Genomic DNA, 19371 nt, shown 5'->3' with positions numbered 1-19371 from the left:
AAGTTACCCGCCGTTTTTATCAGGATTGCCGGCGGGAAGCCGCAAACGCGCCACGGGACATGCGGACACTCCGGCAGCACCCGTCAATTTTCGCATGGCGTGATCAGCGACCTGATCTCGGCCGGCCCGAACAGCTTGACCAGATCCGCGTCAATCGATGTGGGAATATAGTCTTCGTTTGCCGCGGGCTTCATATAGATCGAGGAATAGATCGGGCCGGCGGGAAACGCGCCGATAAAGCAAGCTTTCACGATCTTGATCTCGGTGCTGCCCCTGATACGCGGTCCCTGGACACGGGAGCGTCGCACCCGCTCCTGCAACTCCGCCAGCCTCCCGACGTCTTCGGGTTTGACCCGCCACACGCTCGCCAGCATTCCTTCCCGCCTTTCCGACCGGAACTTCGTGAGGGCTGCGGCATCCGTATCCGCCACCAGCGCATAGGTATCGACGGTTTCACCTGTCGCGCCATCTATCTTGCTGCGGGTAATCATCACCGCATCCCCGGAACGCAGGGAAAGATAGGCCGGGAGCTGTAACCCGACCCGCACATGCTCGAAATTCATCGTCAGAAAATCCTGCTGCATCAGCTTGGGAATGCTGGAAATCGGCACGGTCATGCAACCGGAGAGGAAGAGCAGCAGAACCGGCAGGCGGGCAAAATGCGATAATGGCAATGTCATCATATTAAAACCTGAAAAAAGCACAGCGATATGAAATTACGTTTGCGACGTTGAAGCGCCACACCGCGCACAAACTTGCGCGAGCGGCATTGCCGCAACATTATGGGTTCCGGAACGCGTAGCTCCGAGGAACGTTGATCGTTTCGGGAATGATGACAGGAGACCCCATATGTGCCGGAAAAACCTTATGGCCTTCTGCCTGCTTATGTCCTCCGGTTCTGCCCTCGCCGGGCAAATCGAAGACGCTACCTTCCACAGCGCAGCCCTGAACGCGCCGCTTCCCGTCAACATCTACCGCCCGGATGGCGCACCGCCGGACAATGGCTGGCCCGTGCTTTACCTTCTGCATGGCCATGATGGCGACCAGAACAGCTGGCGCGATCTCGGCAATATCGAAAAGACACTCGATACGCTTATTGAGGCCGGCGCCATCCGCCCGCTGGTGGTGGTGATGCCCGGCGTCGAGAACAGCTGGTATGTGAATTCCGCCACCGTCGGCGGCCCCGGCGATTATGAAACGGCGCTGACCGGCGATCTGCGCCACCAGATCGAAAAAACCCTGCCGGTGCGCAAGGATCGGCAAGGCCGCGCCATAGCCGGCCTTTCCATGGGCGGTTTCGGCGCCCTGCATCTCGCCTATGGCCATGAGGACCTCTATGGCGCCGTCGCCAGCCTGTCCGGCGCCATCTGGCAGAACGTCCCCGCCGCCGATCTCGACAAGACGCCCGCCGAACTCAAACTCATTCAGGACAGCGCCTTTTTCCATCAGGTCGACCGCACCACCATCACCAGCGGCATCGTGCTGCCTTCAACCGGCGATCATTTCTCCGGCGCTTTCGGCACGCCTTTTGATGCACGGCTCTTCAATGAAAAGAACGTCTTCACCCTCGTTGCCCAGCATGTCGCCGAAAGCCAGGATTTGCCCGCCACCTATCTGACGGTCGGTGATGACGATGGCTTCTTCCTCTGGCGCGGCGCCATCGCCCTTTACGAAACCTTGCAGGCCGACAAACGCAAATCAGAATTGCGGGTGACGGATGGTGATCACGTCTGGTCGGTGTGGAAGGTTTCGATCATCGATGCGCTGAAATTCATCGACGGGGAGTGGGACAAGGCCGCGGATGTCGCCAGGGACTGAGGCATGGCGCTCTTTTCGCCACTGAATAAAACGTATTAATTTCCGGTCCGCTTCTTCCCGCTTTTCCCCGCCACGTTCAACGCCACCGCAGCCCGGATGAGCGCCGCCAGCGCCTCCGCATCCACCACATCCCCCTCGTGAAAATCGATTGCCCGCCGCGTGTTTCCCTCAAGGCTGGAATTGAACAGGCCCGCCGGGTCTTCAAGCGAAGCGCCCTTCGCAAATGTCATCTTCACGGCACTCTTGTAGGTTTCCCCCGTGCAGAGAATGCCGGCATGCGACCAGACCGGCACGCCGCGCCATTTCACCTCTTCAATCACCTCCGGATCGGCCTTCAGGATCACCGCGCGGATGCGCGCGAGCATCTCGCCGCGCCAGTCGCCCAGCTCCGCGATTTTACGATCGATGGCGTCAGATGCTGCGGTCTCCTCCGCGTCTTTTTCCGTAAGCGTTTTTGCCATGATGCCCTCCCGATTTTCACTGCGCCGCCACTCCCGGCCTGCTGCGTCTCTGTTCCGGCTTTCAACATAGACCAAATTTTCCGGTCCTCCCATGCGGAACCAAATTCCCATTCCCCCGTTTCCTCCCCGAACGCAACGTTCAGCATGCAAAGGGAAGAAACATCATGAAAATCAATGTCATCGCTCTCGCTGCCGCGGCAGCGCTCTCCTCTTCCGTGGCCTTTGCCCAGACGGCAACCACGCCCCCTGCCGCCGGCGCGGACGCCACTTTGTCCGGCCCCGGCATCACCATGGGCACCAAGGCCAGCGGGCCGCTGAAGTTCGTCAATGTCCAGAAGACCGATCTCACCGCCTCCCAGCTTGACGGCATGGACATCTACAATGCCCAGAACGAAAACATCGGCGAGATTGAGGATGTGGTGATTGGCGACGGCAAGTCGATGATCGGTCTGGTTGCCAGCGTCGGCGGCTTCCTCGGCATCGACAAGAGTTATGTGGTGCTCGACCCGGCATCCGTTGCGGTTCACAACGACAACGGCACCTGGAAGGCCTATGTCGACACCACCAAGGACGCGCTGCAGACCGCGCCGAAGCTCGATTACGACAAGCTGGACGACTGATTACTCCTGCAGTCGGACACTTGTCTCCCCCGCGCCGAGGCGCGGGGGTTTTCGTATGAACTATTGATGCAACAGCCGACAGTCCGCGCCCGGCAACCCCTTGCCTGACGACCTGCCCCTCGCCTATCTTCGGCACGCAAACCACCAAGGATCGATGCGTGCCCGCCCATAGTCTCTTTTCCCTTTCCGTCAGTGCCGCCCTGTTGCTGAGCGCCCTTCCGCTGTCAGCACAATCCGCCGGCTGGAAACCCGCCGAACAGATCAAGACCTATGCCATCAGCGGCAATTCCGGGGGCGCGCTTTACCAGTCCATCGGCGAACGTGGCCCGACGGCCGGCGTGCAGGCGATCGCCCACACCACCTTCAAGCTGACATGGCGGCGGGATTATCGTCCGCAGCCGGATGGCGCCTGCGTGCTGGCCACTGCAAGGCCCAACCTCACCATCATCTATACCTGGCCGAAAGCCCCGGCCAACCTGCCGCCGGCCGTCGCCGCCAGCTGGAAGACTTTCATTTCCGGCGTGGAAACCCATGAGCGCGTGCATGGCGAACATATTCTCGACATGGTCAAGAAGATCGAAGCCTTCAGCACCGGGCTGAGGGCGGAGAACGATCCCAAATGCCAGAAAGTGCGTGCCGTTCTGCAAGAGCGCCTCGGCGAGCTTTCCAACGAGCAACGCCAGCGCGGCCGCGATTTCGACCGGGACGAGCTTTCCCCCGGCGGGCGGGTGCACCAGCTCATCCTCGCGCTGGCCAACGGTCCCTGAACGACCGGCCTATTCCGCCGCTTCGCCCTTCAGCAGTGGTTCGGCGAGTGTCACGCTCTCCAGCTCGTAGGAATAACCTTCCAGCATCGTATAGGCCTGCTCGATCGCCTCGATCTGGGTTTCGGCGTTGCGGATGGCTTCGGCGATGGACTGGCTGCGGGCGCGCAGCATGGAACTCAGCACATCGGTCTCCGGCTTGCGGCCCAGCCGATCCATGTGTTTACGCACCCGGGTACGGTGCCGTTCCAGCTCGAGAATATGGAAACGGCTTTTCAGAATATCGTCGGTCAGCTTGCGGCGCATGGCCGCCACGGGGTCGAAACTGCCGGGTTCGCGCTCGTCCAGAATGAATTCATTGACCAGCGTTTCAAGCATCAGCAGACCCTTGAGGTCCTTGGCATCGGCAAGCTGCGGATCGTAACCGGTATCGTCGAACACCTTGCGGCGCACCGGATCCTTCAGAAGCTCGTAAGCCGTTTGCAGGCGCGCGAATTGCTCGGCATCGCCGCCGCTGTCGGGATGCGCGGCCTTGGCCACCTTGCGGTAAGCCGTCTTGATCGCCGCCTCGTCGGCATCGCGCTCCACGCCAAGCAAAACATAGGGATCAATCACAAAAACACCTTCAAACGCAAACTGTTACCCGCATGCCTGATGCCACGCTCAAGAGGCCTGCGGGCGGATCATAAGCCAATTCCGCCCCGTGCGGCACCCCGCTCCGGCTTTTAAACCGGCAAAGCCCACACAAAGCCTCGCGGCGCAACGGCCGGAAAAGCCCTTGCTGCCGAAATTTGTCGGACAGAAGGCGACTATAATGACGGGCGGGACAAAATTGTGGAAAGCTGCGGCAAAACATGCCGCATCATTCTGCGCAGCGCTTGCTTCGAGCAGCCGGAAAACACCCTGAAGGGAAGAGTAACCCGCGCATTTTCAGCGGGTTATGGTGGAACCTCCCCAACGGGTGTAAGCTCGGCTTTTGGATCCGAAGGGAGGACGATCCGATGCCTCAAACCATTACCCAGACCGTCACGGACTATGTTCATGCCATGGCCTATGCGGATGAGAGCCTGATGCGTGACGTTTTCGACCCGCGCGCCAGCATCGTCGGCACCTTCGAGGGCGAAATCGAATGGCTGTCGCTGGAGGATTTCGTCGACCAGATGCGCAAGAGCGACCGCGGCCTCCCCAATCACGATCCCGCCTTCGAAATCATGGGCATCGACAAGGAGGGCGACAGCGCTTCCGTGAAGCTGACGACCCGTTTCGACGGTATGGATTTCTACGAATATCTGTCTTTGCTGGAACGCGACGGCAATTGGTCGATCGTGCACAAGCTTTATCACATAAAGCCGTAAGCATCACCGAAACTGCCGCAAGAATATAAAGGGGAAAAGGCCAAGCCTTTGAAAATACTGGTGCCCCCGGCAGGGTTCGAACCCGCGACCCCCTGATTACAAATCAGGTGCTCTACCAACTGAGCTACAAGGGCAAGCCAGTGCCTTGCCAACTATCAGATTCTGACTTGGTGTAAAGCAAAAACTGTCTGCTTATCATCAGCCGGCTTCTTTTCCACACCGTGCCCGCCGACTTATCCGCACGATCACTATTAAAGCAAATAGCCTGCGAAATAAGCGAAGTATTTACGCAGTACCGCTAAAATGACAATGAAACATAACCATTTCAGTGAGAACAACGCACCAGATGCGCGCGAGCATACAGAAAACCCAGCTGACAGGCACGATCATCATCGCCGCAAGCTCCATCCTGCTGGCCACCCTTGCCGCGCTGCCCAGCGTTCACAACTATCTGCGTTATCGCACCAATGCGGCGCAGCTCACCCGTTTTGAAACAGCTCTCCAGTCCGCATGGCTGGTATCGGCCGAGCGGGGCCCCGCCAATAATCTGATGGGCGCGTCCGCACCGGAAGCAATGCTGGTTGAAGGGCTTGCCTCCGCACGCCAGGCGACGGACGACAAGTTGCTGGAGCTGGAAGCATCCTTCGCCGAGGATATAAGGACGCAGCCTGAACTGGCGAAATCCCTTGCCGAAACCCGTCAGAAGCTCGCGCAGTCACGCGAATTGGTCGATCAGGTTGCAGCACTCCCCCCTCAGGCGCGTAACCACAGCGCCATGTCCAACGCGATTTCAGCAATGTTCAAGGCGGCGGACAGCGTCAACCTGCTTCGCGGCAGGGCCGCACGCGCCATCATCAAGAAAACGCCCGATGTGGCGATAGACATCGCGATGACGGGCACGGCGGGCGTGATGCGGGACAGGATCGGCCGCCTCGGCTCCTATGTGATCATGAGCCTGCGGGCCAACCGGCAGGAAAAGCTGGGTTATCGCACCAAATTCGATACCGAGTTGCAGAGCCTGCTGTCGCTGAAGGCATCGCTGACCAACTATACCGCGGCCTATCTGTCAACGCCGCGACTGGATGCGGCATTGCTCGACCTGGAGACCCATTATTTCGGTCAGGCGCTACGTTACGCGCAGAATACGATCGTGATGGCCATGCCATCCGCCCAGCCTAGCGTTCTGGAGTTCTCCCGGAACTATATTTCCGGCATGCGGTCGTCCGATACGTTGCGCGACCTCATTCTGGCAGAAACCCGCGCGAGAATCGAAAAGAAGAAACAGGAAGCCCTGGTTTACGGCGGAGCGTCGCTGTTGCTGGCCGGTATCGCGGTCCTGGTCCTGTTGCGGCTCACATCTGTCTACAAGACGGCGCTGTTCCGCCCCATGCAATCCGTCCGGGCGCAGATCGCGGCGATCGCCGCCGGTGATCTTTCCGAAGGTGAGCATGAGGACAGGGTGGCCCCGGAAGTGCGGAAGATGTTCCAGGAACTCGATTTCCTGCGCGAACAGCTTCGCCAGAAGGGCGAAATGGAGGATCAGCAGCGTGCGCTGGCCGAGCAGTTGCGCGCTCTTTCCGAAACCGATGCCCTGACGGGCGTCTTCAACCGCCGCGCCCTCGAAAAGGCCGTTCATTCCATATTGACCGGCGAGGGCCAGTGTCAGTCGCTCGGCGTGATGATTGTCGATCTCGACCACTTCAAATCGATCAACGACCGTTATGGCCATGCCATGGGCGATATAGCGCTGCAAAAGACGGCAGGGCTTTTGCGAAACGCCTTGCGCAAGAACGATATTCTCGCCCGCTACGGCGGTGAGGAATTCGTCGTCGTGCTGCAGGATGTCAGCCACGCCACGGCGACTGCCACGGCCGACCGTCTTCGCCGCATGATCGAAGCCCAGACGATCGATGAACAGAGCGGACTGTCGCTGACGGCGAGTTTCGGGGTGGTCTGGCAGGAAGCGCGCGCGGTCAACAGCTGGGACGAGTTGATCGCAATTGCCGACGACCGGCTCTACGAGGCCAAACGCGCCGGCCGCAACCGTGTCTGGGCCACCTATTTCCCGAAGGTGGCAAACGGCTAGGCGGAACCTGTTCCAGCCGGAAAAAGGAGCGGATCACACCAGATCCAGCGTCATCACCACCGGGCAATGATCGGACGCCTTCGGGCGATCCCAGCCGGTGCGGGGATAACGCTCCACCTCCTGCCCCGGCGGGAAAACCGTGCGGAAAGGCTGTCCGTTGCGGATGATTTCGGGAACATGCGTGGCGTTCGTTTCCGCCAGACGCGGTGACAGCCAGATATAATCGAGCTGGCACAGATGCTGTTCCTGCGGCCCGCGCGAATGATAAAGCGTCCAGCGATCCATGACGTCGCGGCGCATCATCGGATTGACCACGAAACCATCGGCCGTGAAGATATCGAGCGCGCTGCGCTCCTCCTCGACTGGCGCGAAGCTGTAGCCATTGCGCCGGTCGCCGGAAATGGCAACACGCTCCTGATAGTCGTTCATATCACCGCAGATCGCGAAATTCTTGTTGCGGGTATTGCCCACGCCCCAGCGGTTTTCGATGATGCGGCGAACGGCCATGGCCTCCGCCTCGCGGATCGGCATGGTGGCGATCCGGGCATCGACCGCGTCGCGGGCATTGGTCATGGATTTGAAATGCGTGACATAGAGCGTCAGCGGTTTGCCGCCGATCCTGAGGTCAATTTCCAGGCAGTCCCGTTTGAAAATCTTGTCATCGATCTGGTTGGTAGCGGCAAGATCGGCATTGAAGAGATCGAGATTGCGATAGGTCAGCGCCGCATGGCTTTTGATGTCCACGACCTCGATCCGGTCGCCATCCCGCGTCTCCTCGCGCATGACGACGGCAACATCGATGCCGCGGCTGTCATTGCCCTCGACCAGATATTTCTGCAGATAGCCATTGCCGACCATGCGATAGAGATAGCCATATTCGAAGGCCTGCAAGGCGGCCATGTTGTCGACTTCCTGCAGGCAGAGAATATCGGCATCCGCATCCGCAATGGCGAGCGCCGAAAGCTGGCGTGTATCGTCGGTGGAAGACACCATCCGCGCGCTTTCCAGCGCCTGATAGGTCGCCTCGTCGCGAATGTCGAAAAGCTGGATCGCCCTGTCGCGCCGCGTCTGGTTGCGAAAGCCGGTGAAATCGAAACGCGTGAGAAGATTTTCGATATTGAAGGTGGCGAGCCGAAGCGACATGGGTCATTCCTGTTTTGCAGGCCGAGATTAGCGATTCCAACTCAGCATCGCCAGTGGAGTTCTCATAAGACGAACGAAGGTAAGGTGACGCAAGCCTCTTACCCACAGCCACATCTTTTTCCGTCGTTCCGGCTCAAGGCCGGAATGACGGGAGAAAAGCTTCAGGACAGGAAAAATCGGACCTGCCGCACTGACGCCCTTATCTAAAGTCGCCACCCCGCACGAATGGCGACCGGCAGCCGGTCCCCGACTGCAACCGCTTCACGCGAATAGGCCCGGAGCGCCTGCCCGTCTGGCAGATCGAGCCGCAGGGCATAACGCTCGCCCTCATAAAGAACCGAGGTAACGGTACAGGCAATTCCGTCCGCATCCCGCACCACATCCTGCGGCCGCACGAGAATATCCGCCTGCGGCAATTGCCTGCCGCCCTCCATCGCCGCCCGAAGCCCCGCCCAGTCGAGATCGCGCGATGCCCCTTCCGAGACCGGCAGGGTGAGGATCGCCCCCTGCCCCACCAGTGAACCGACCAGCCTGCCCTCCGGCCGCGCATAAAGCTCCGCCGGCGCAGCGACCTGCAGCAGCTTGCCCTGCGACATGACGGCGACATCGGTCGCCAGCGCCATGGCTTCCGCCTGATCATGGGTGACATAGATCATCGTCGCGCCGGAACGGGCGTGGAAATCGCGAAACGTCTCCTCCATCTCCTGCCGCAGATGCCGATCGAGATTGGCGAGCGGCTCATCGAGCAACACCACGTCAGGCTCGGTGACGAGGCAGCGGGCGAGCGCCACGCGCTGCCGCTGGCCACCGGACAATTCGGCAGGACGGCGGTCGGCGAAGCTCTCGAGACGGACGGCTGCAAGCGCCTGACGCACCTTTTCGCGGTATCTTTCGCCGGTAACGCCGCGCACCTTGAGAGGATAACCGGCATTGTCAGCAACCGACATATGCGGCCAGAGCGCATAAGACTGGAACACCATCGCCATGTTGCGCCGCTCCGGCGGCACCATGCTGCCGGCATCGGCCAGCACCCGCTCGCCAAGCAGGATGGAGCCATCGGTCGGCTGTTCGAAACCGGCGATCATGCGCAGCACTGTCGTCTTGCCGCAGCCGGAAGGCCCGAGCAGCGCCAGGAAACCACCGTCACGCACCGTCAGCGACACATCGTCGACGGCGGGCCGGGAACCCGCCCCGAAACTTTTCGACAGGCGGTTGAGGATCAGTTTCGCCAAGGGACGACTCCTTTCGGCAGATAGCGCCCCAGAATTTCGAGCAGCAGCATGAGGATAATGACCATGATGACGACGAGCACCGAAAGTGCGGAGGCGAGATCGAAACTGCCGCTGTCATCGAGATTGTAGATGAGGACGCCAAGCGTCTGCGTGCCGGCGGACCAGAGGAGCGCCGAGACCGTCAGCTCGTTGCAGGCGATCAGGAAAACGAGAATGACCGACGCCCCGGCAGCAGGCCCGACCAGCGGCAGGATGATATCCTTCAGCCGCCGCCAGAAACCGGCGCCGGAGAGCCTTGCTGCCTCTTCCAGCGACGGATCGAATTGCAGGAAAGCGCTGACCATGGGTTTCAGGCTGACGGCGAAGAAGGAGGAGAAATAGGCGAGCAATATGATCCAGATCGTGCCGTAGAGCGTCACGCCCAGCAGCGGAATGGGGGCCGCAAAGAGCAGCACGAAGGAGACGGAAATCACCACGCCCGGCAACGCATAGGGAATATCCACCAGCGCCGAAAGCAGGAACATGAAGCGGCTCTTGCCGCGCACCAGAAAGTAAGCCGTCAGCACCGTCACCGCCAGCAGGCAAAGCGAGGTCGCCGTCGCCAGAAACAGCGAATTGCGGAAGGCCGTGCGGGTCACGCTCTGCCGGTAAAGCAGTTCCTCATAGGCATGCAGCGTCGCGGTCTTGAGGCTGAGCGGCACACCATAGGCGGGAGCGAGCGAACTTGCCACCAGTGCCGTCAATGGTGCCACCAGCATGAAGAACAGCACGAGCCACAGGGCAAGCTCCGCCGGCACCCGCCACCGCGCCAGCCCGAAAGTCGCCGCCTTGCCGGAAAGTCCGATGATGCGATAATCCCTGCCCTTCATCGCCCGTTCCTGCAGCGCGAGCCCGGCCACGGAAATGATGGCGATCATGGTCGAGAGAATGGCGATATCGCCGAAGGTGCTGGTGCCGAAACTGGCGAAACGGCTGTAGATCAGCGTCGGCAGGGTAAAGATCGAGGCCGGAATGCCGAGGATCGCCGGAATGCCGAAATTGCCGACACTGGAGACGAAGGAGATCGCCGCCCCGGCGATCAATCCCGGCGTCGAAAGCGGCAGGATGATATCGAACAACACGCGGCGTGGGGAAGCACCGGAAAGCTTGGCGGCCTCGATGCCGTCCTGCGGCAAGGCCAGCAGCCCGGCGCGCAGCGACAGATAGACGAGCGGCGCGTGCTGCACACCGAGCAACAACGCGATGCCGGCAATGGAATAAAGCGGCTGCGGCGACCCCATCGCCGGCGCAAGGCCAATAGCCTTCAAAAGCGTACTCGATGGGCCGGTCATGCCGATCCACGACAGCGCCGTCACCTGCGGCGGAATCATCATCGGCAGCATGAACAGGAAGCTCAAAATCGACTTGCCGCGAATATCACAAAGCGTCAGTGCAAGCGCAAAGGCGCCGCCGATGCCGAGTGAAATCAGCATGCCGAAAAACGAGGTGGAGAGCGTGTTCAGCGCCGCATCCCAGAGAGCGGGATCGGCCAGAAGCCGCCATATATCACCATTCAGTGATGAGATGATGCCGGTATAGGCGAGCCGGCCGAGCGGCAGGGCGCTGAGTGCAAAAACGACACTCACCACAAAAGGAAACAGCCAGCGCGGCTGGCTGCTTCCATAAGCCTTGGAACGGGTCATTCCGAACTATCAGCCCTTGGAGCCGAAGATATCGGAGAAGGTCTTGAGGTCCTGTTCGGAGTTCTTCAGCGCATCGGCAGCGCTGAGCGGCAGAACCTTGATCTTGTCGCGGGCCGGGAAACCTTCCGGCATGCCAGCATCGGCGCGAACAGGAATATAGCCGAGCTTGACGAAGCCCTGCTGGCCCTTTTCCGAAAGCACGTAGTCAACGAACTTCTTGGCGGCTTCCTCGTGCTTGGTGCCCTTGATGATCGCAACCGGCTCGGTGACGGCCGAAACGCCTTCTTCCGGGAAGACGAACTCGACCGGAGCGCCCTTGGCCTTTTCACGGATCGGCATGTAGTCGACAACGACGCCATAGGCCTTCTCGCCGGATGCGACGGACTTCAGAACCGCACCGTTGCCGCCACCAGCAATGGCTTCGTTGGCCTTCAGCTGCTTGTAATAATCCCAACCGAGGCCGTTTGCGGCGGCGAGCGTCTGCGCGTGGATCAGCGCCGCGCCCGAGGTGAGCGGGCTTGGCATGGTCACGAGGCCCTTGGCTTCGGCCTTGGCCAGATCCTTCCAGCTCGTCGGCTTCATCGCGGCGGCGGTGTTGTACATGATGCCGGTCGTGATGAGCTTGGTGGAGTAATAGAAGCCGTCCGCATCATAAAGCGAGGCATCGATATTCTTGGCTTCGGCAGACTTGTGGGCGAGAAGCTGGCCGGCCTGCTTCATGCGCTCCAGCGTTACCGTATCGGCGATCAGAAGCACGTCGGCAACCGGATTGCCGGCATTGATTTCGGCCATCAGCTTGGCCATGATCTTCGGCGTTCCGTCACGCACCCATTCGACTTCAAGGCCCGGATTGGCGGCCTTGAAACCATCAACGGTCGCCTGCGCGTCCTCGTTCGGCTGGCTGGTGTAAAGCACCAGATCGGCGGCATTGGCGGCGGTGGCGATGAAGCCGAGCGATACGATGGCGGTGAAAGCGGAGAGCAGCGTTTTCATGGGTCCAGTCCCTGTTGTTCGGTGGGACCGCTAAAACATGATTGCATAACATGTATGTGACAGGCAGGATTTTTGAGGGATGATCTCTTGGGGGCCGTTGGGATCGAGAGCTCCCTTGGCACTTGCAGCTTACCCCCTCTGCCCTGCCGGGCATCTCCCCCTCAAGGGGGGAGATCGGCAAGAGGCTCTGCCTTCACTTCATTTGCAGACGCCGAGATGGGCGAGACCTAACCACGAGTCGATCTCCCCCCTTGAGGGGGAGATGTCCGGCAGGACAGAGGGGGTAAAGCCACACCCTCCCCCGCCACGGGAAAGCTCCTCAAATCGCCGCGATCGCCTCGCTCGTTTCCGCCTGCGCCGTCGTGATCAACCGGCCAAGTCGCTTCATGCCTTCCTCGATCATCGCCTCATTCGCGCAGGAGAAGCTGATGCGCAGCGTATTCGTACCCGAGCCATCCGCAAAGAAAGCGCGGCCGGGAACGAAGGCTACCTTTTCCGTCGCGATGGATTTTGCCAAAAGTGCGGCCCCATCCATACCCTCAGGCAGCGTGACCCAGATGAACATGCCGCCTTCCGGCTTGGTCCAGCTGGTGGTCTTCGGCATGTACTTCTCAAGCGCGGAGAGCATCGCATCACGCCGTGCGCTGTAGGCTGCCTTGATCTTGGCGACTTGGCTGTCGAAGCCGCGCGAGGCCACGCGTTCGATGGCGATCTGGTTGATGGTGGAGGAATGCAGATCGGCCGCCTGCTTCATCAGCACCAGCTTGCGGATAACCGGTGCGGAAGCAACGATGTAACCGACGCGAAGGCCGGGTGCCAGCGTCTTGGAGAAGCTACCGCAATAGATGGTGCGGGTGTTCTCGATGCCGCCGGAGCGGGCAATATCGAGCGCCATGATCGGCGGCACCGCTTCGCCATCGTAACGCAGCGACTGATAGGCGGCGTCTTCGATAACGGCGATATCCAGCTCGTCGGCCAGCGCCAGAACCTTTTCGCGGCCAGCCAGATCGACGGTTTCGCCAGTCGGATTGGAGAAATCGGCCGAGAGATAGGCAAACTTCACCGCGCCGCCGAGCTTGGCGGCTGTTTCGCGGTAAGCCTCGGGCGTGCGGTTGCCGCCGGGGTTCAGCTGGTCGTAATTCGGCTCATAGGCGTTGAAGGCAGAAAGCGCGCCGAGATAGGTCGGCCAGGTGACCAGCGCCGTATCCTTCGGCGACAGGAACAGCTTGCCGAGATAATCGAGACCCTGCTGCGAACCGGAAACGATGAAGACGTTGTCGGCGGTGCATTCGATGCCGATCTTGTCCATCTCGCCCGCCAGCCATTCGCGCAGCGGCTTGTAACCCTCGCTCACCGAATATTGCAGGGCGGCGTTGACCTGCGCACCGGAAAAAATTTCCGCATAAGCCTGCTGGAACTCCTCTGCGGGGAAGAGAGCCGGATCCGGAATACCGCCGGCAAAGGAGATGATATCGGGCTGTTCGAGCAGCTTCAGCAGCTCGCGGATTTCAGACGCTTTCATGCGCGAAGAGCGCGTGGCGAAAATTTGTTCCCAATTAAGCATGGGTACGTTTCCTCTTGTGTCGTTTTTATGCGCGCATCTTTACAGAAATGTCGATATGTCAGCAATACTGACTTATCAGTTTTTCGAATTATTTCTGCCTCCCTGCACGGTGCCCGCCACAGCCCCGCATTCGCGGCCGTTTTTCCGGACAAAGCCAGATACACCCTCTGAGAAGGCTTAACAATCTTCCGTTTGAGATTGACGCCGCGCGCTTTTCCGGCTGGATTGCGCGCCGGTGCCGCGGACGGCATGACGATGATGGGAGTTAGAAGACATGTTGAAAAATATCGACCCGGCGCTGAATGCCGATGTTCTGCACGCGCTGCGCGCCATGGGTCACGGTGATACGCTGGTGATATCCGACACCAATTTCCCGTCCGATTCGGTTGCCCGGCACACGGCTGTCGGCAAGGTGCTGCATATCGACAATGTCTCGGCGGCCCGCGCGATGAAGGCGATCCTCTCGGTGCTGCCGCTCGACACCCCGCTGCAGCCTTCGGTCGGCCGCATGGAAGTGATGGGTGCGCCCGATCAGCTGGAACCGGTGCAGGCCGAAGTGCAGAAGGAAATCGACGCGGCCGAGGGAAAATCAGCCCCCATGTATGGCATCGAACGCTTCGCCTTCTACGAGAAAGCCAAGCAGGCCTATTGCGTCATCACGACTGGAGAGACGCGCTTCTACGGCTGCTTCCTGCTGACCAAGGGTGTCATCCCGCCGAAGTGAGCGGTTACTGGTAATGGAAGCGGCACTGGATGATTTCCAGCCTCTGCTCGCTTCCAGACCCGGATACACGATAGACAAACCGATGCTCGGCGGTAATCCGCCGAGACCAATATCCTGCCATATCGCCCTTCAGGGGCTCCGGTTTTCCAAGCCCTGCAAAGGGCGTGCGTTTGGCATTTCGGATAAGGTCGTTTATTTTCTCGACCATGCGGGCATCGGTTCTTTGCCAGAACTCATAATCGTCCCATGAACTTAGCGTCCAGACGAGCTTCACTCTTCGGTCGGATCCCGCTCGACGGTATCACCGCGCTCAAGTTCGTCCATGGAGGCGCGAAGCCGTGAGGCATTTGCCGGGTTGGACAAGAGATGCAGCGTTTCCTGCATGCTCTCATATTCCCCTTCGGCGAGCACGACCACCGCCTCTTTGCCCTGCCGCGTGACAAGCAATGGCGCGCGGGTTTCCAGCACCCGGTCGAAATGGGTCGCGAAGTTCTGCCGGAACTCGGTAAATCGCACATTCGCCATGAGAATTGCCTTTCCGCAAACATGTACAGATTTATGTACGTACAAAAAATAGTGAGTCAAGACATATCGGTGCGATCGCCAATGAAAAAGGCCGGAGCTTTCGCCCCGGCCTTCATATCTTCCACCAAGCGATGAAGCTTAGTTGACGGCCTTGTCGACCAGCTTGTTCTTGCCGATCCAGGGCATCATGCCGCGCAGCTTGGCGCCGACTTCTTCGATCTGGTGGGCGTCGTTGTTACGGCGGATGCCCTTGAAGCGGGCAGCGCCGGCCTTCCATTCCTGCATCCACTCGGAGGTGAACTTGCCGGTCTGGATGTCGTGCAGAACGCGCTTCATTTCAGCCTTGGTGTCGGCGGTGATGATGCGCGGACCGGTGACGTATTCGCCCCACTCAGCCGTGTTGGAGATCGAGTAGTTCATGTTGGCGATGCCGCCTTCATAGATCAGGTCGACGATCAGCTTCACTTCGTGCAGGCACTCGAAATAGGCCATTTCCGGAGCGTAACCGGCTTCGACCAGCGTTTCGAAACCAGCGCGGATCAGTTCGACGAGACCGCCGCACAGAACGACCTGTTCGCCGAAGAGGTCGGTTTCGCACTCTTCCTTGAAGTTGGTTTCGATGATGCCCGAACGGCCGCCGCCAACGCCGCAGGCGTAGGAGAGAGCGAGTTCAAGCGCGTTGCCGGAAGCGTTCTGGTGAACGGCAACGAGGCAGGGAACGCCGCCGCCCTTCTGGTATTCGCCGCGAACCGTATGGCCGGGGCCCTTCGGTGCGATCATGACGACGTCGAGCGAAGCCTTCGGCTCGATAAGGCCGAAGTGAACGTTGAGGCCGTGTGCGAAGGCGATCGCTGCGCCATCACGGATGTTGCCGGCGATGTCGGCCTTGTAGATGTCGGCCTGCAGTTCGTCAGGCGTTGCCATCATGATGAGGTCGCCCCACTTGGCGGCTTCGGCAACGGTCATGACCTTGAAGCCGTCGGCTTCAGCCTTCTTGACGGTCGGCGAACCGGCCTTGAGTGCAATGGCGACGTTCTTGGCGCCGGAATCCTTGAGGTTCAGCGCATGGGCGCGGCCCTGGGAACCGTAACCGACGATGACGACATTCTTGGACTTGATGAGATTGAGATCGGCATCACGATCATAATAAACGCGCATTTTATGGTCCTTCCCTAATGCTTGTCTCTCGGTTGTCTGAACCGGAAACTCAGGCGGGCTTGCCGCTGAGTTCCGAATGTACCTTTTCCGTCCCGTAGAGCGTCAGAAAGGCGACGACCGCCTTCTTTGCCCGGGCGGAAAAATCCTTGTCCGGCGCCTCGCCCAGCAGCATGCGCACATGCAGATCCGAAACGATGAGGCCGTAAAAACTGCGATACGCCTCTTCGGCGTCATCGAAACGCAGGTAGCCGGAACGGCGACCCGCCTCGATCAGTCCGCGGGCGCGGCGATCGATCTGGCGACGGCCGCGTTCCAGCAGCAGATCGCCAAGCTTCGAACCATCCCGGCTCGCCTGCCCGATGGCGAGACGATTGAGCGCCAGCGACACATCGCCCGCCAGCACGTCCAGCAGATCATGCGCGAAAACCTCGAGGTGATCAGCAAGCTGCGGCGCAGAAACACGGTCACCCGCCTTTTCGAAGGTGCGGACCTTGCTCTGCTGGAAGGTGATCATCGCCGCCAGCAGGCCGTCGCGATCGCCGAACCACTTATAGAGGCTTTCCTTGGAACAGTTGGCGGCGCGCGCCAGCCCGGATGTGGTGAGCGCTTTCTCCCCGCCCTCGACCAATAGACGCAATGCCTGGTCCAGAACGGCGTTCTGGCGCGGCGAAAATTCCTGCGCTGTGATCGGGTCGGAAGCCAAGTCTTTTCCACTCCAGGGGCTTGATTAATGTACCGTACGGTACGGTTCGAGCGCCATTTAAGCGGAGGCAGCTTGGGCGTCAAGCGGATTCTTTAAAGGGAGATGAGAATTGACGCGGTGCGGCGTATTGGGGATGGAAGCGTGGTAGGGTTCTTTAGGCGGTTGTGCGTTGATAACGGAGCGATGGCGCGTGGGGCTTACCCCCTCTGCCCTGTCGGGCATCTCCCCCACAGGTGGGGAGATCGATATGCCGCTACGCTTCGCCCATCTCGAGGACAGAGAATGAAGCAGGGCCAAAGCTGCTTGCCGATCTCCCTCCTTGTGGGGGAGATGCCCGGCAGGGCAGAGGGGGGTAAGCCCCACGCGCCACCGCTCCGCCTTGAATGGACATCTACCCCGCCGCAATTTCACGCGATGCATCCACATCACGCGACGGCGACAACCCATAAAACCGGCTATATTCACGGCTGAACTGCGACGGGCTCTGGTAACCGACACGATGTCCGGCGGTACCCGCATCCAGCCGCTCCGCAAGCATCAGCCGGCGCGCCTCATGCAGGCGCAGCTGCTTCTGATATTGAACCGGCGTCATGGCCGTGATCGTCTTGAAATGATGGTGGAAGGACGAAACGCTCATGCCGATCTGCTCGGCCAGCTCTTCGATACGCAATTGGCGCGCAAAATTCTCGCGCAGCCAGGCGATGGCGCGGGCGATGCGGTTGCCATGGCTGCCTGCTGCGATGATGTTCATCAGCTGCCCGCCGGCCGGTCCGGTCAGGATGCGATAAAGGATTTCCTGCTCGATCAGCGGCGCCATGGCGGCAATGTCGGCTGGACGATCGAGCAAGCGCAGAAGCCGGATGGCCGCATCGAGAAGCTCCGGTGTGGCCTTGTTAACGACGATGCCGCGCTGCCCATTCGCCGGCTCCGAAGGTGGATCAATCGGTACGCGGCTCATAAGATCGAGCAGCTTTTCACTGTCTATGGCAAGGGCGATGCAGAAGTGCGGCACCTCCCTGCTCGCCTCCACCACCCGCCAGGCAACCGGCAGGTCAAGCGAGGTCAGGAGATAGTCACCGGCGCCGTAATTGATGGTGTCCGTACCCAGCTGAACGCTTTTCGAGCCCTGGATCACGAGTGCGAGAGAGGGACGGTAGCTGCCGTGGCACGGCGCGCTGGGTATCGTGCGCCGACTGATGCCGAGGGATTCGATCGCCGTGCGCACCTCACCGTCCTGGGTGGCGTGCCGCGCGGCGATGGAAGCGATCTCCTGATAGACATTGAACGGCAAGGACATGAGGGAAAATCCCCTGGCTGAAGGAAGAGACATATTGGATGTCTCTTATCTAGAAGGCCGCCCGCCATCCGCAAAGAGCACGCGGGTATTTTTTGCAGGATCGTGCAAGAAGCTCGGAGGATCGCTCTAACGCCCCTTGACGCTTCCATTGCATATTCCGCCGTCCCCAACTCCCGAAAGGATATTCAGATGGCTATTGCAAGAGGTTACGCTGCGACCGACGCGTCGACGCCGCTTACCCCGTTCACCTTCGAACGCCGCGAGCCGAATGATGACGATGTCGTCATCGATATCAAATATGCCGGCATCTGCCACTCGGACATCCACACCGTCCGCAACGAATGGCACAATGCCGTTTACCCGATCGTGCCGGGCCACGAAATCGCCGGTGTCGTGCGGGCCGTCGGCTCCAAGGTCACCCGATTCAAGGTCGGCGACCATGTCGGCGTCGGCTGCTTCGTCGATTCCTGCGTCGGCTGCGCCACGCGCGATGTCGATAACGAGCAGTACCTGCCGGGCCTCGTGCAGACCTACAATTCAGTAGAGCGCGATGGCAAGACCGCGACGCAGGGCGGTTATTCCGACCATATCGTCGTCAGGGAATACTACGTCCTGTCCATCCCGGACAACCTTCCGCTCGATGCCTCCGCGCCGCTTCTCTGCGCCGGCATCACGCTCTATTCGCCGCTACGCCACTGGAATGCCGGCCCCGGCAAGAAGGTCGCGATCCTCGGCATGGGTGGCCTTGGCCATATGGGCGTGAAGATCGGTACGGCCATGGGTGCTGATATCACCGTTCTCTCGCAGACGCTGTCGAAGAAGGAAGACGGCCTCAAGCTCGGCGCGAAGGAATATTACGCCACCAGCGACGCCTCGACCTTCGAGAAGCTCGCAGGCACCTTCGATCTGATTCTGTGCACCGTTTCCGCCGAAATCGACTGGAATGCCTATCTCAACCTGCTGAAGGTCAATGGCACGATGGTTCTACTCGGCGTGCCGGAACATGCGATCCCGGTCCACGCATTCTCGGTCATTCCCGCCCGCCGTTCGCTCGCCGGTTCGATGATCGGCTCGATCAAGGAAACCCAGGAAATGCTAGATTTCTGCGGCAAGCACGACATCGTTTCGGAAATCGAAAAGATCGACATCAAGGACGTCAACGAAGCCTATGAGCGCGTGCTGAAGAGCGACGTGCGTTACCGCTTCGTCATCGACATGGCCTCGCTCGACGCCTGATACGCGCAGA

Annotated in this window: 20 protein-coding genes and 1 tRNA gene; 7 read left to right on the top strand and 14 right to left on the bottom strand. The window is 60.1% G+C overall.

Annotated features, from left to right (window positions below):
- Positions 1–83: 83 nt before the first annotated feature.
- On the bottom strand, positions 84–680 hold the full coding sequence (locus O3S81_RS02755; protein WP_269340795.1) for a hypothetical protein: 597 nt from the start codon (positions 678–680) through the stop codon (positions 84–86).
- Between the two features lie 169 nt (positions 681–849).
- Between O3S81_RS02755 and O3S81_RS02750 the strand changes: the two genes are divergently transcribed.
- A complete protein-coding gene (locus O3S81_RS02750; RefSeq protein WP_269340793.1) occupies positions 850–1818 on the top strand; it encodes an alpha/beta hydrolase in 969 nt (322 codons plus the stop codon).
- A 35-nt stretch (positions 1819–1853) separates the two neighbouring features.
- Here O3S81_RS02750 and O3S81_RS02745 read toward each other — a convergent pair whose 3' ends face one another.
- A complete protein-coding gene (locus O3S81_RS02745; protein WP_269340791.1) occupies positions 1854–2279 on the bottom strand; it encodes a DUF1801 domain-containing protein in 426 nt (141 codons plus the stop codon).
- Between the two features lie 164 nt (positions 2280–2443).
- Here O3S81_RS02745 and O3S81_RS02740 point away from each other — a divergent pair, with 164 nt between their 5' ends.
- Positions 2444–2899 carry a PRC-barrel domain-containing protein gene (locus O3S81_RS02740; RefSeq protein ID WP_269340790.1) on the top strand — a complete coding sequence of 152 codons (456 nt, stop codon included), beginning with the start codon at positions 2444–2446 and terminating at the stop codon, positions 2897–2899.
- Positions 2900–3057: 158 nt separating this feature from the next.
- Positions 3058–3666, top strand: coding sequence for a DUF922 domain-containing Zn-dependent protease (locus O3S81_RS02735; RefSeq protein ID WP_269340789.1), 609 nt, complete (start codon positions 3058–3060; stop codon positions 3664–3666).
- A 9-nt stretch (positions 3667–3675) separates the two neighbouring features.
- Here O3S81_RS02735 and O3S81_RS02730 read toward each other — a convergent pair whose 3' ends face one another.
- Complete coding sequence (locus O3S81_RS02730; protein ID WP_269340788.1) at positions 3676–4278, bottom strand: J domain-containing protein; 603 nt, start codon at positions 4276–4278, stop codon at positions 3676–3678.
- A gap of 386 nt (positions 4279–4664) precedes the next feature.
- Here O3S81_RS02730 and O3S81_RS02725 point away from each other — a divergent pair, with 386 nt between their 5' ends.
- On the top strand, positions 4665–5018 hold the full coding sequence (locus O3S81_RS02725) for a nuclear transport factor 2 family protein (protein ID WP_269340786.1): 354 nt from the start codon (positions 4665–4667) through the stop codon (positions 5016–5018).
- 58 nt (positions 5019–5076) lie between these two features.
- Here the strand turns inward: O3S81_RS02725 and O3S81_RS02720 are convergent.
- A tRNA-Thr gene (locus O3S81_RS02720) sits at positions 5077–5152 on the bottom strand.
- 212 nt (positions 5153–5364) lie between these two features.
- Here O3S81_RS02720 and O3S81_RS02715 point away from each other — a divergent pair.
- Entirely contained in the window at positions 5365–7104 is a 1740-nt protein-coding gene (locus O3S81_RS02715; RefSeq protein ID WP_269340784.1) for a GGDEF domain-containing protein, read from the top strand.
- A gap of 33 nt (positions 7105–7137) precedes the next feature.
- Here O3S81_RS02715 and O3S81_RS02710 read toward each other — a convergent pair whose 3' ends face one another.
- The 5 genes from O3S81_RS02710 to O3S81_RS02690 form a co-directional block, all read right to left on the bottom strand.
- Positions 7138–8247 (bottom strand): endonuclease/exonuclease/phosphatase family protein, encoded by a 1110-nt coding sequence (locus O3S81_RS02710; protein WP_269340783.1) that lies wholly within the window; start codon positions 8245–8247, stop codon positions 7138–7140.
- Between the two features lie 203 nt (positions 8248–8450).
- Positions 8451–9479: an ABC transporter ATP-binding protein gene (locus O3S81_RS02705; RefSeq protein ID WP_269340782.1), complete on the bottom strand. Its 1029-nt coding sequence runs from the start codon at positions 9477–9479 to the stop codon at positions 8451–8453.
- The gene (locus O3S81_RS02700) at positions 9467–11161 is read right to left on the bottom strand and encodes an ABC transporter permease (protein WP_269340780.1); all 1695 of its coding nucleotides are present in this window, start codon (positions 11159–11161) and stop codon (positions 9467–9469) included. The genes O3S81_RS02705 and O3S81_RS02700 overlap by 13 nt, the downstream gene beginning before the upstream one ends.
- A 9-nt stretch (positions 11162–11170) precedes the next feature.
- The gene (locus O3S81_RS02695) at positions 11171–12154 is read right to left on the bottom strand and encodes an ABC transporter substrate-binding protein (protein WP_149740945.1); all 984 of its coding nucleotides are present in this window, start codon (positions 12152–12154) and stop codon (positions 11171–11173) included.
- A gap of 319 nt (positions 12155–12473) precedes the next feature.
- Entirely contained in the window at positions 12474–13718 is a 1245-nt protein-coding gene (locus tag O3S81_RS02690) for an aminotransferase-like domain-containing protein (RefSeq protein ID WP_269340776.1), read from the bottom strand.
- 274 nt (positions 13719–13992) lie between these two features.
- Between O3S81_RS02690 and O3S81_RS02685 the strand changes: the two genes are divergently transcribed.
- Positions 13993–14442 (top strand): RbsD/FucU family protein, encoded by a 450-nt coding sequence (locus tag O3S81_RS02685; protein WP_209087637.1) that lies wholly within the window; start codon positions 13993–13995, stop codon positions 14440–14442.
- 4 nt (positions 14443–14446) lie between these two features.
- Here the strand turns inward: O3S81_RS02685 and O3S81_RS02680 are convergent, their stop codons facing one another.
- The 5 genes from O3S81_RS02680 to O3S81_RS02660 form a co-directional block, all read right to left on the bottom strand.
- Positions 14447–14716, bottom strand: coding sequence for a Txe/YoeB family addiction module toxin (locus O3S81_RS02680; protein WP_174008824.1), 270 nt, complete (start codon positions 14714–14716; stop codon positions 14447–14449).
- A complete protein-coding gene (locus tag O3S81_RS02675; protein WP_269340771.1) occupies positions 14713–14967 on the bottom strand; it encodes a type II toxin-antitoxin system Phd/YefM family antitoxin in 255 nt (84 codons plus the stop codon). Before O3S81_RS02675 ends, O3S81_RS02680 begins: the two co-directional genes overlap by 4 nt.
- A gap of 138 nt (positions 14968–15105) precedes the next feature.
- Positions 15106–16125, bottom strand: coding sequence for a ketol-acid reductoisomerase (gene ilvC / locus O3S81_RS02670; protein WP_269340770.1), 1020 nt, complete (start codon positions 16123–16125; stop codon positions 15106–15108).
- A gap of 49 nt (positions 16126–16174) precedes the next feature.
- On the bottom strand, positions 16175–16828 hold the full coding sequence (locus tag O3S81_RS02665; protein ID WP_003507581.1) for a TetR/AcrR family transcriptional regulator: 654 nt from the start codon (positions 16826–16828) through the stop codon (positions 16175–16177).
- A gap of 391 nt (positions 16829–17219) precedes the next feature.
- Positions 17220–18125: an AraC family transcriptional regulator gene (locus tag O3S81_RS02660; RefSeq protein ID WP_269340769.1), complete on the bottom strand. Its 906-nt coding sequence runs from the start codon at positions 18123–18125 to the stop codon at positions 17220–17222.
- Between the two features lie 189 nt (positions 18126–18314).
- Here O3S81_RS02660 and O3S81_RS02655 point away from each other — a divergent pair, with 189 nt between their 5' ends.
- Positions 18315–19361, top strand: a complete 1047-nt coding sequence (locus O3S81_RS02655) for an NAD(P)-dependent alcohol dehydrogenase (protein WP_269340768.1) — start codon at positions 18315–18317, stop codon at positions 19359–19361.
- Positions 19362–19371: the final 10 nt, after the last annotated feature.

The organism is Agrobacterium sp. SOY23 (genome assembly GCF_027212525.1).
Classification (GTDB): domain Bacteria; phylum Pseudomonadota; class Alphaproteobacteria; order Rhizobiales; family Rhizobiaceae; genus Agrobacterium; species Agrobacterium tumefaciens_I.
This window is presented reverse-complemented; position numbering and strand designations above follow the sequence as displayed.

What these genes read in the sequence shown, in the direction of transcription:
- O3S81_RS02755 (WP_269340795.1), bottom strand. Translation starts at nt 680, where the DNA reads ATGACATTGCCATTATCGCATTTTGCCCGCCTGCCGGTTCTGCTGCTC.
- O3S81_RS02750 (WP_269340793.1), top strand. Translation starts at nt 850, where the DNA reads ATGTGCCGGAAAAACCTTATGGCCTTCTGCCTGCTTATGTCCTCCGGT.
- O3S81_RS02745 (WP_269340791.1), bottom strand. Translation starts at nt 2,279, where the DNA reads ATGGCAAAAACGCTTACGGAAAAAGACGCGGAGGAGACCGCAGCATCT.
- O3S81_RS02740 (WP_269340790.1), top strand. Translation starts at nt 2,444, where the DNA reads ATGAAAATCAATGTCATCGCTCTCGCTGCCGCGGCAGCGCTCTCCTCT.
- O3S81_RS02725 (WP_269340786.1), top strand. Translation starts at nt 4,665, where the DNA reads ATGCCTCAAACCATTACCCAGACCGTCACGGACTATGTTCATGCCATG.
- O3S81_RS02715 (WP_269340784.1), top strand. Translation starts at nt 5,365, where the DNA reads ATGCGCGCGAGCATACAGAAAACCCAGCTGACAGGCACGATCATCATC.
- O3S81_RS02710 (WP_269340783.1), bottom strand. Translation starts at nt 8,247, where the DNA reads ATGTCGCTTCGGCTCGCCACCTTCAATATCGAAAATCTTCTCACGCGT.
- O3S81_RS02700 (WP_269340780.1), bottom strand. Translation starts at nt 11,161, where the DNA reads ATGACCCGTTCCAAGGCTTATGGAAGCAGCCAGCCGCGCTGGCTGTTT.
- O3S81_RS02695 (WP_149740945.1), bottom strand. Translation starts at nt 12,154, where the DNA reads ATGAAAACGCTGCTCTCCGCTTTCACCGCCATCGTATCGCTCGGCTTC.
- O3S81_RS02690 (WP_269340776.1), bottom strand. Translation starts at nt 13,718, where the DNA reads ATGCTTAATTGGGAACAAATTTTCGCCACGCGCTCTTCGCGCATGAAA.
- O3S81_RS02685 (WP_209087637.1), top strand. Translation starts at nt 13,993, where the DNA reads ATGTTGAAAAATATCGACCCGGCGCTGAATGCCGATGTTCTGCACGCG.
- O3S81_RS02675 (WP_269340771.1), bottom strand. Translation starts at nt 14,967, where the DNA reads ATGGCGAATGTGCGATTTACCGAGTTCCGGCAGAACTTCGCGACCCAT.
- ilvC (WP_269340770.1), bottom strand. Translation starts at nt 16,125, where the DNA reads ATGCGCGTTTATTATGATCGTGATGCCGATCTCAATCTCATCAAGTCC.
- O3S81_RS02660 (WP_269340769.1), bottom strand. Translation starts at nt 18,125, where the DNA reads ATGTCCTTGCCGTTCAATGTCTATCAGGAGATCGCTTCCATCGCCGCG.
- O3S81_RS02655 (WP_269340768.1), top strand. Translation starts at nt 18,315, where the DNA reads ATGGCTATTGCAAGAGGTTACGCTGCGACCGACGCGTCGACGCCGCTT.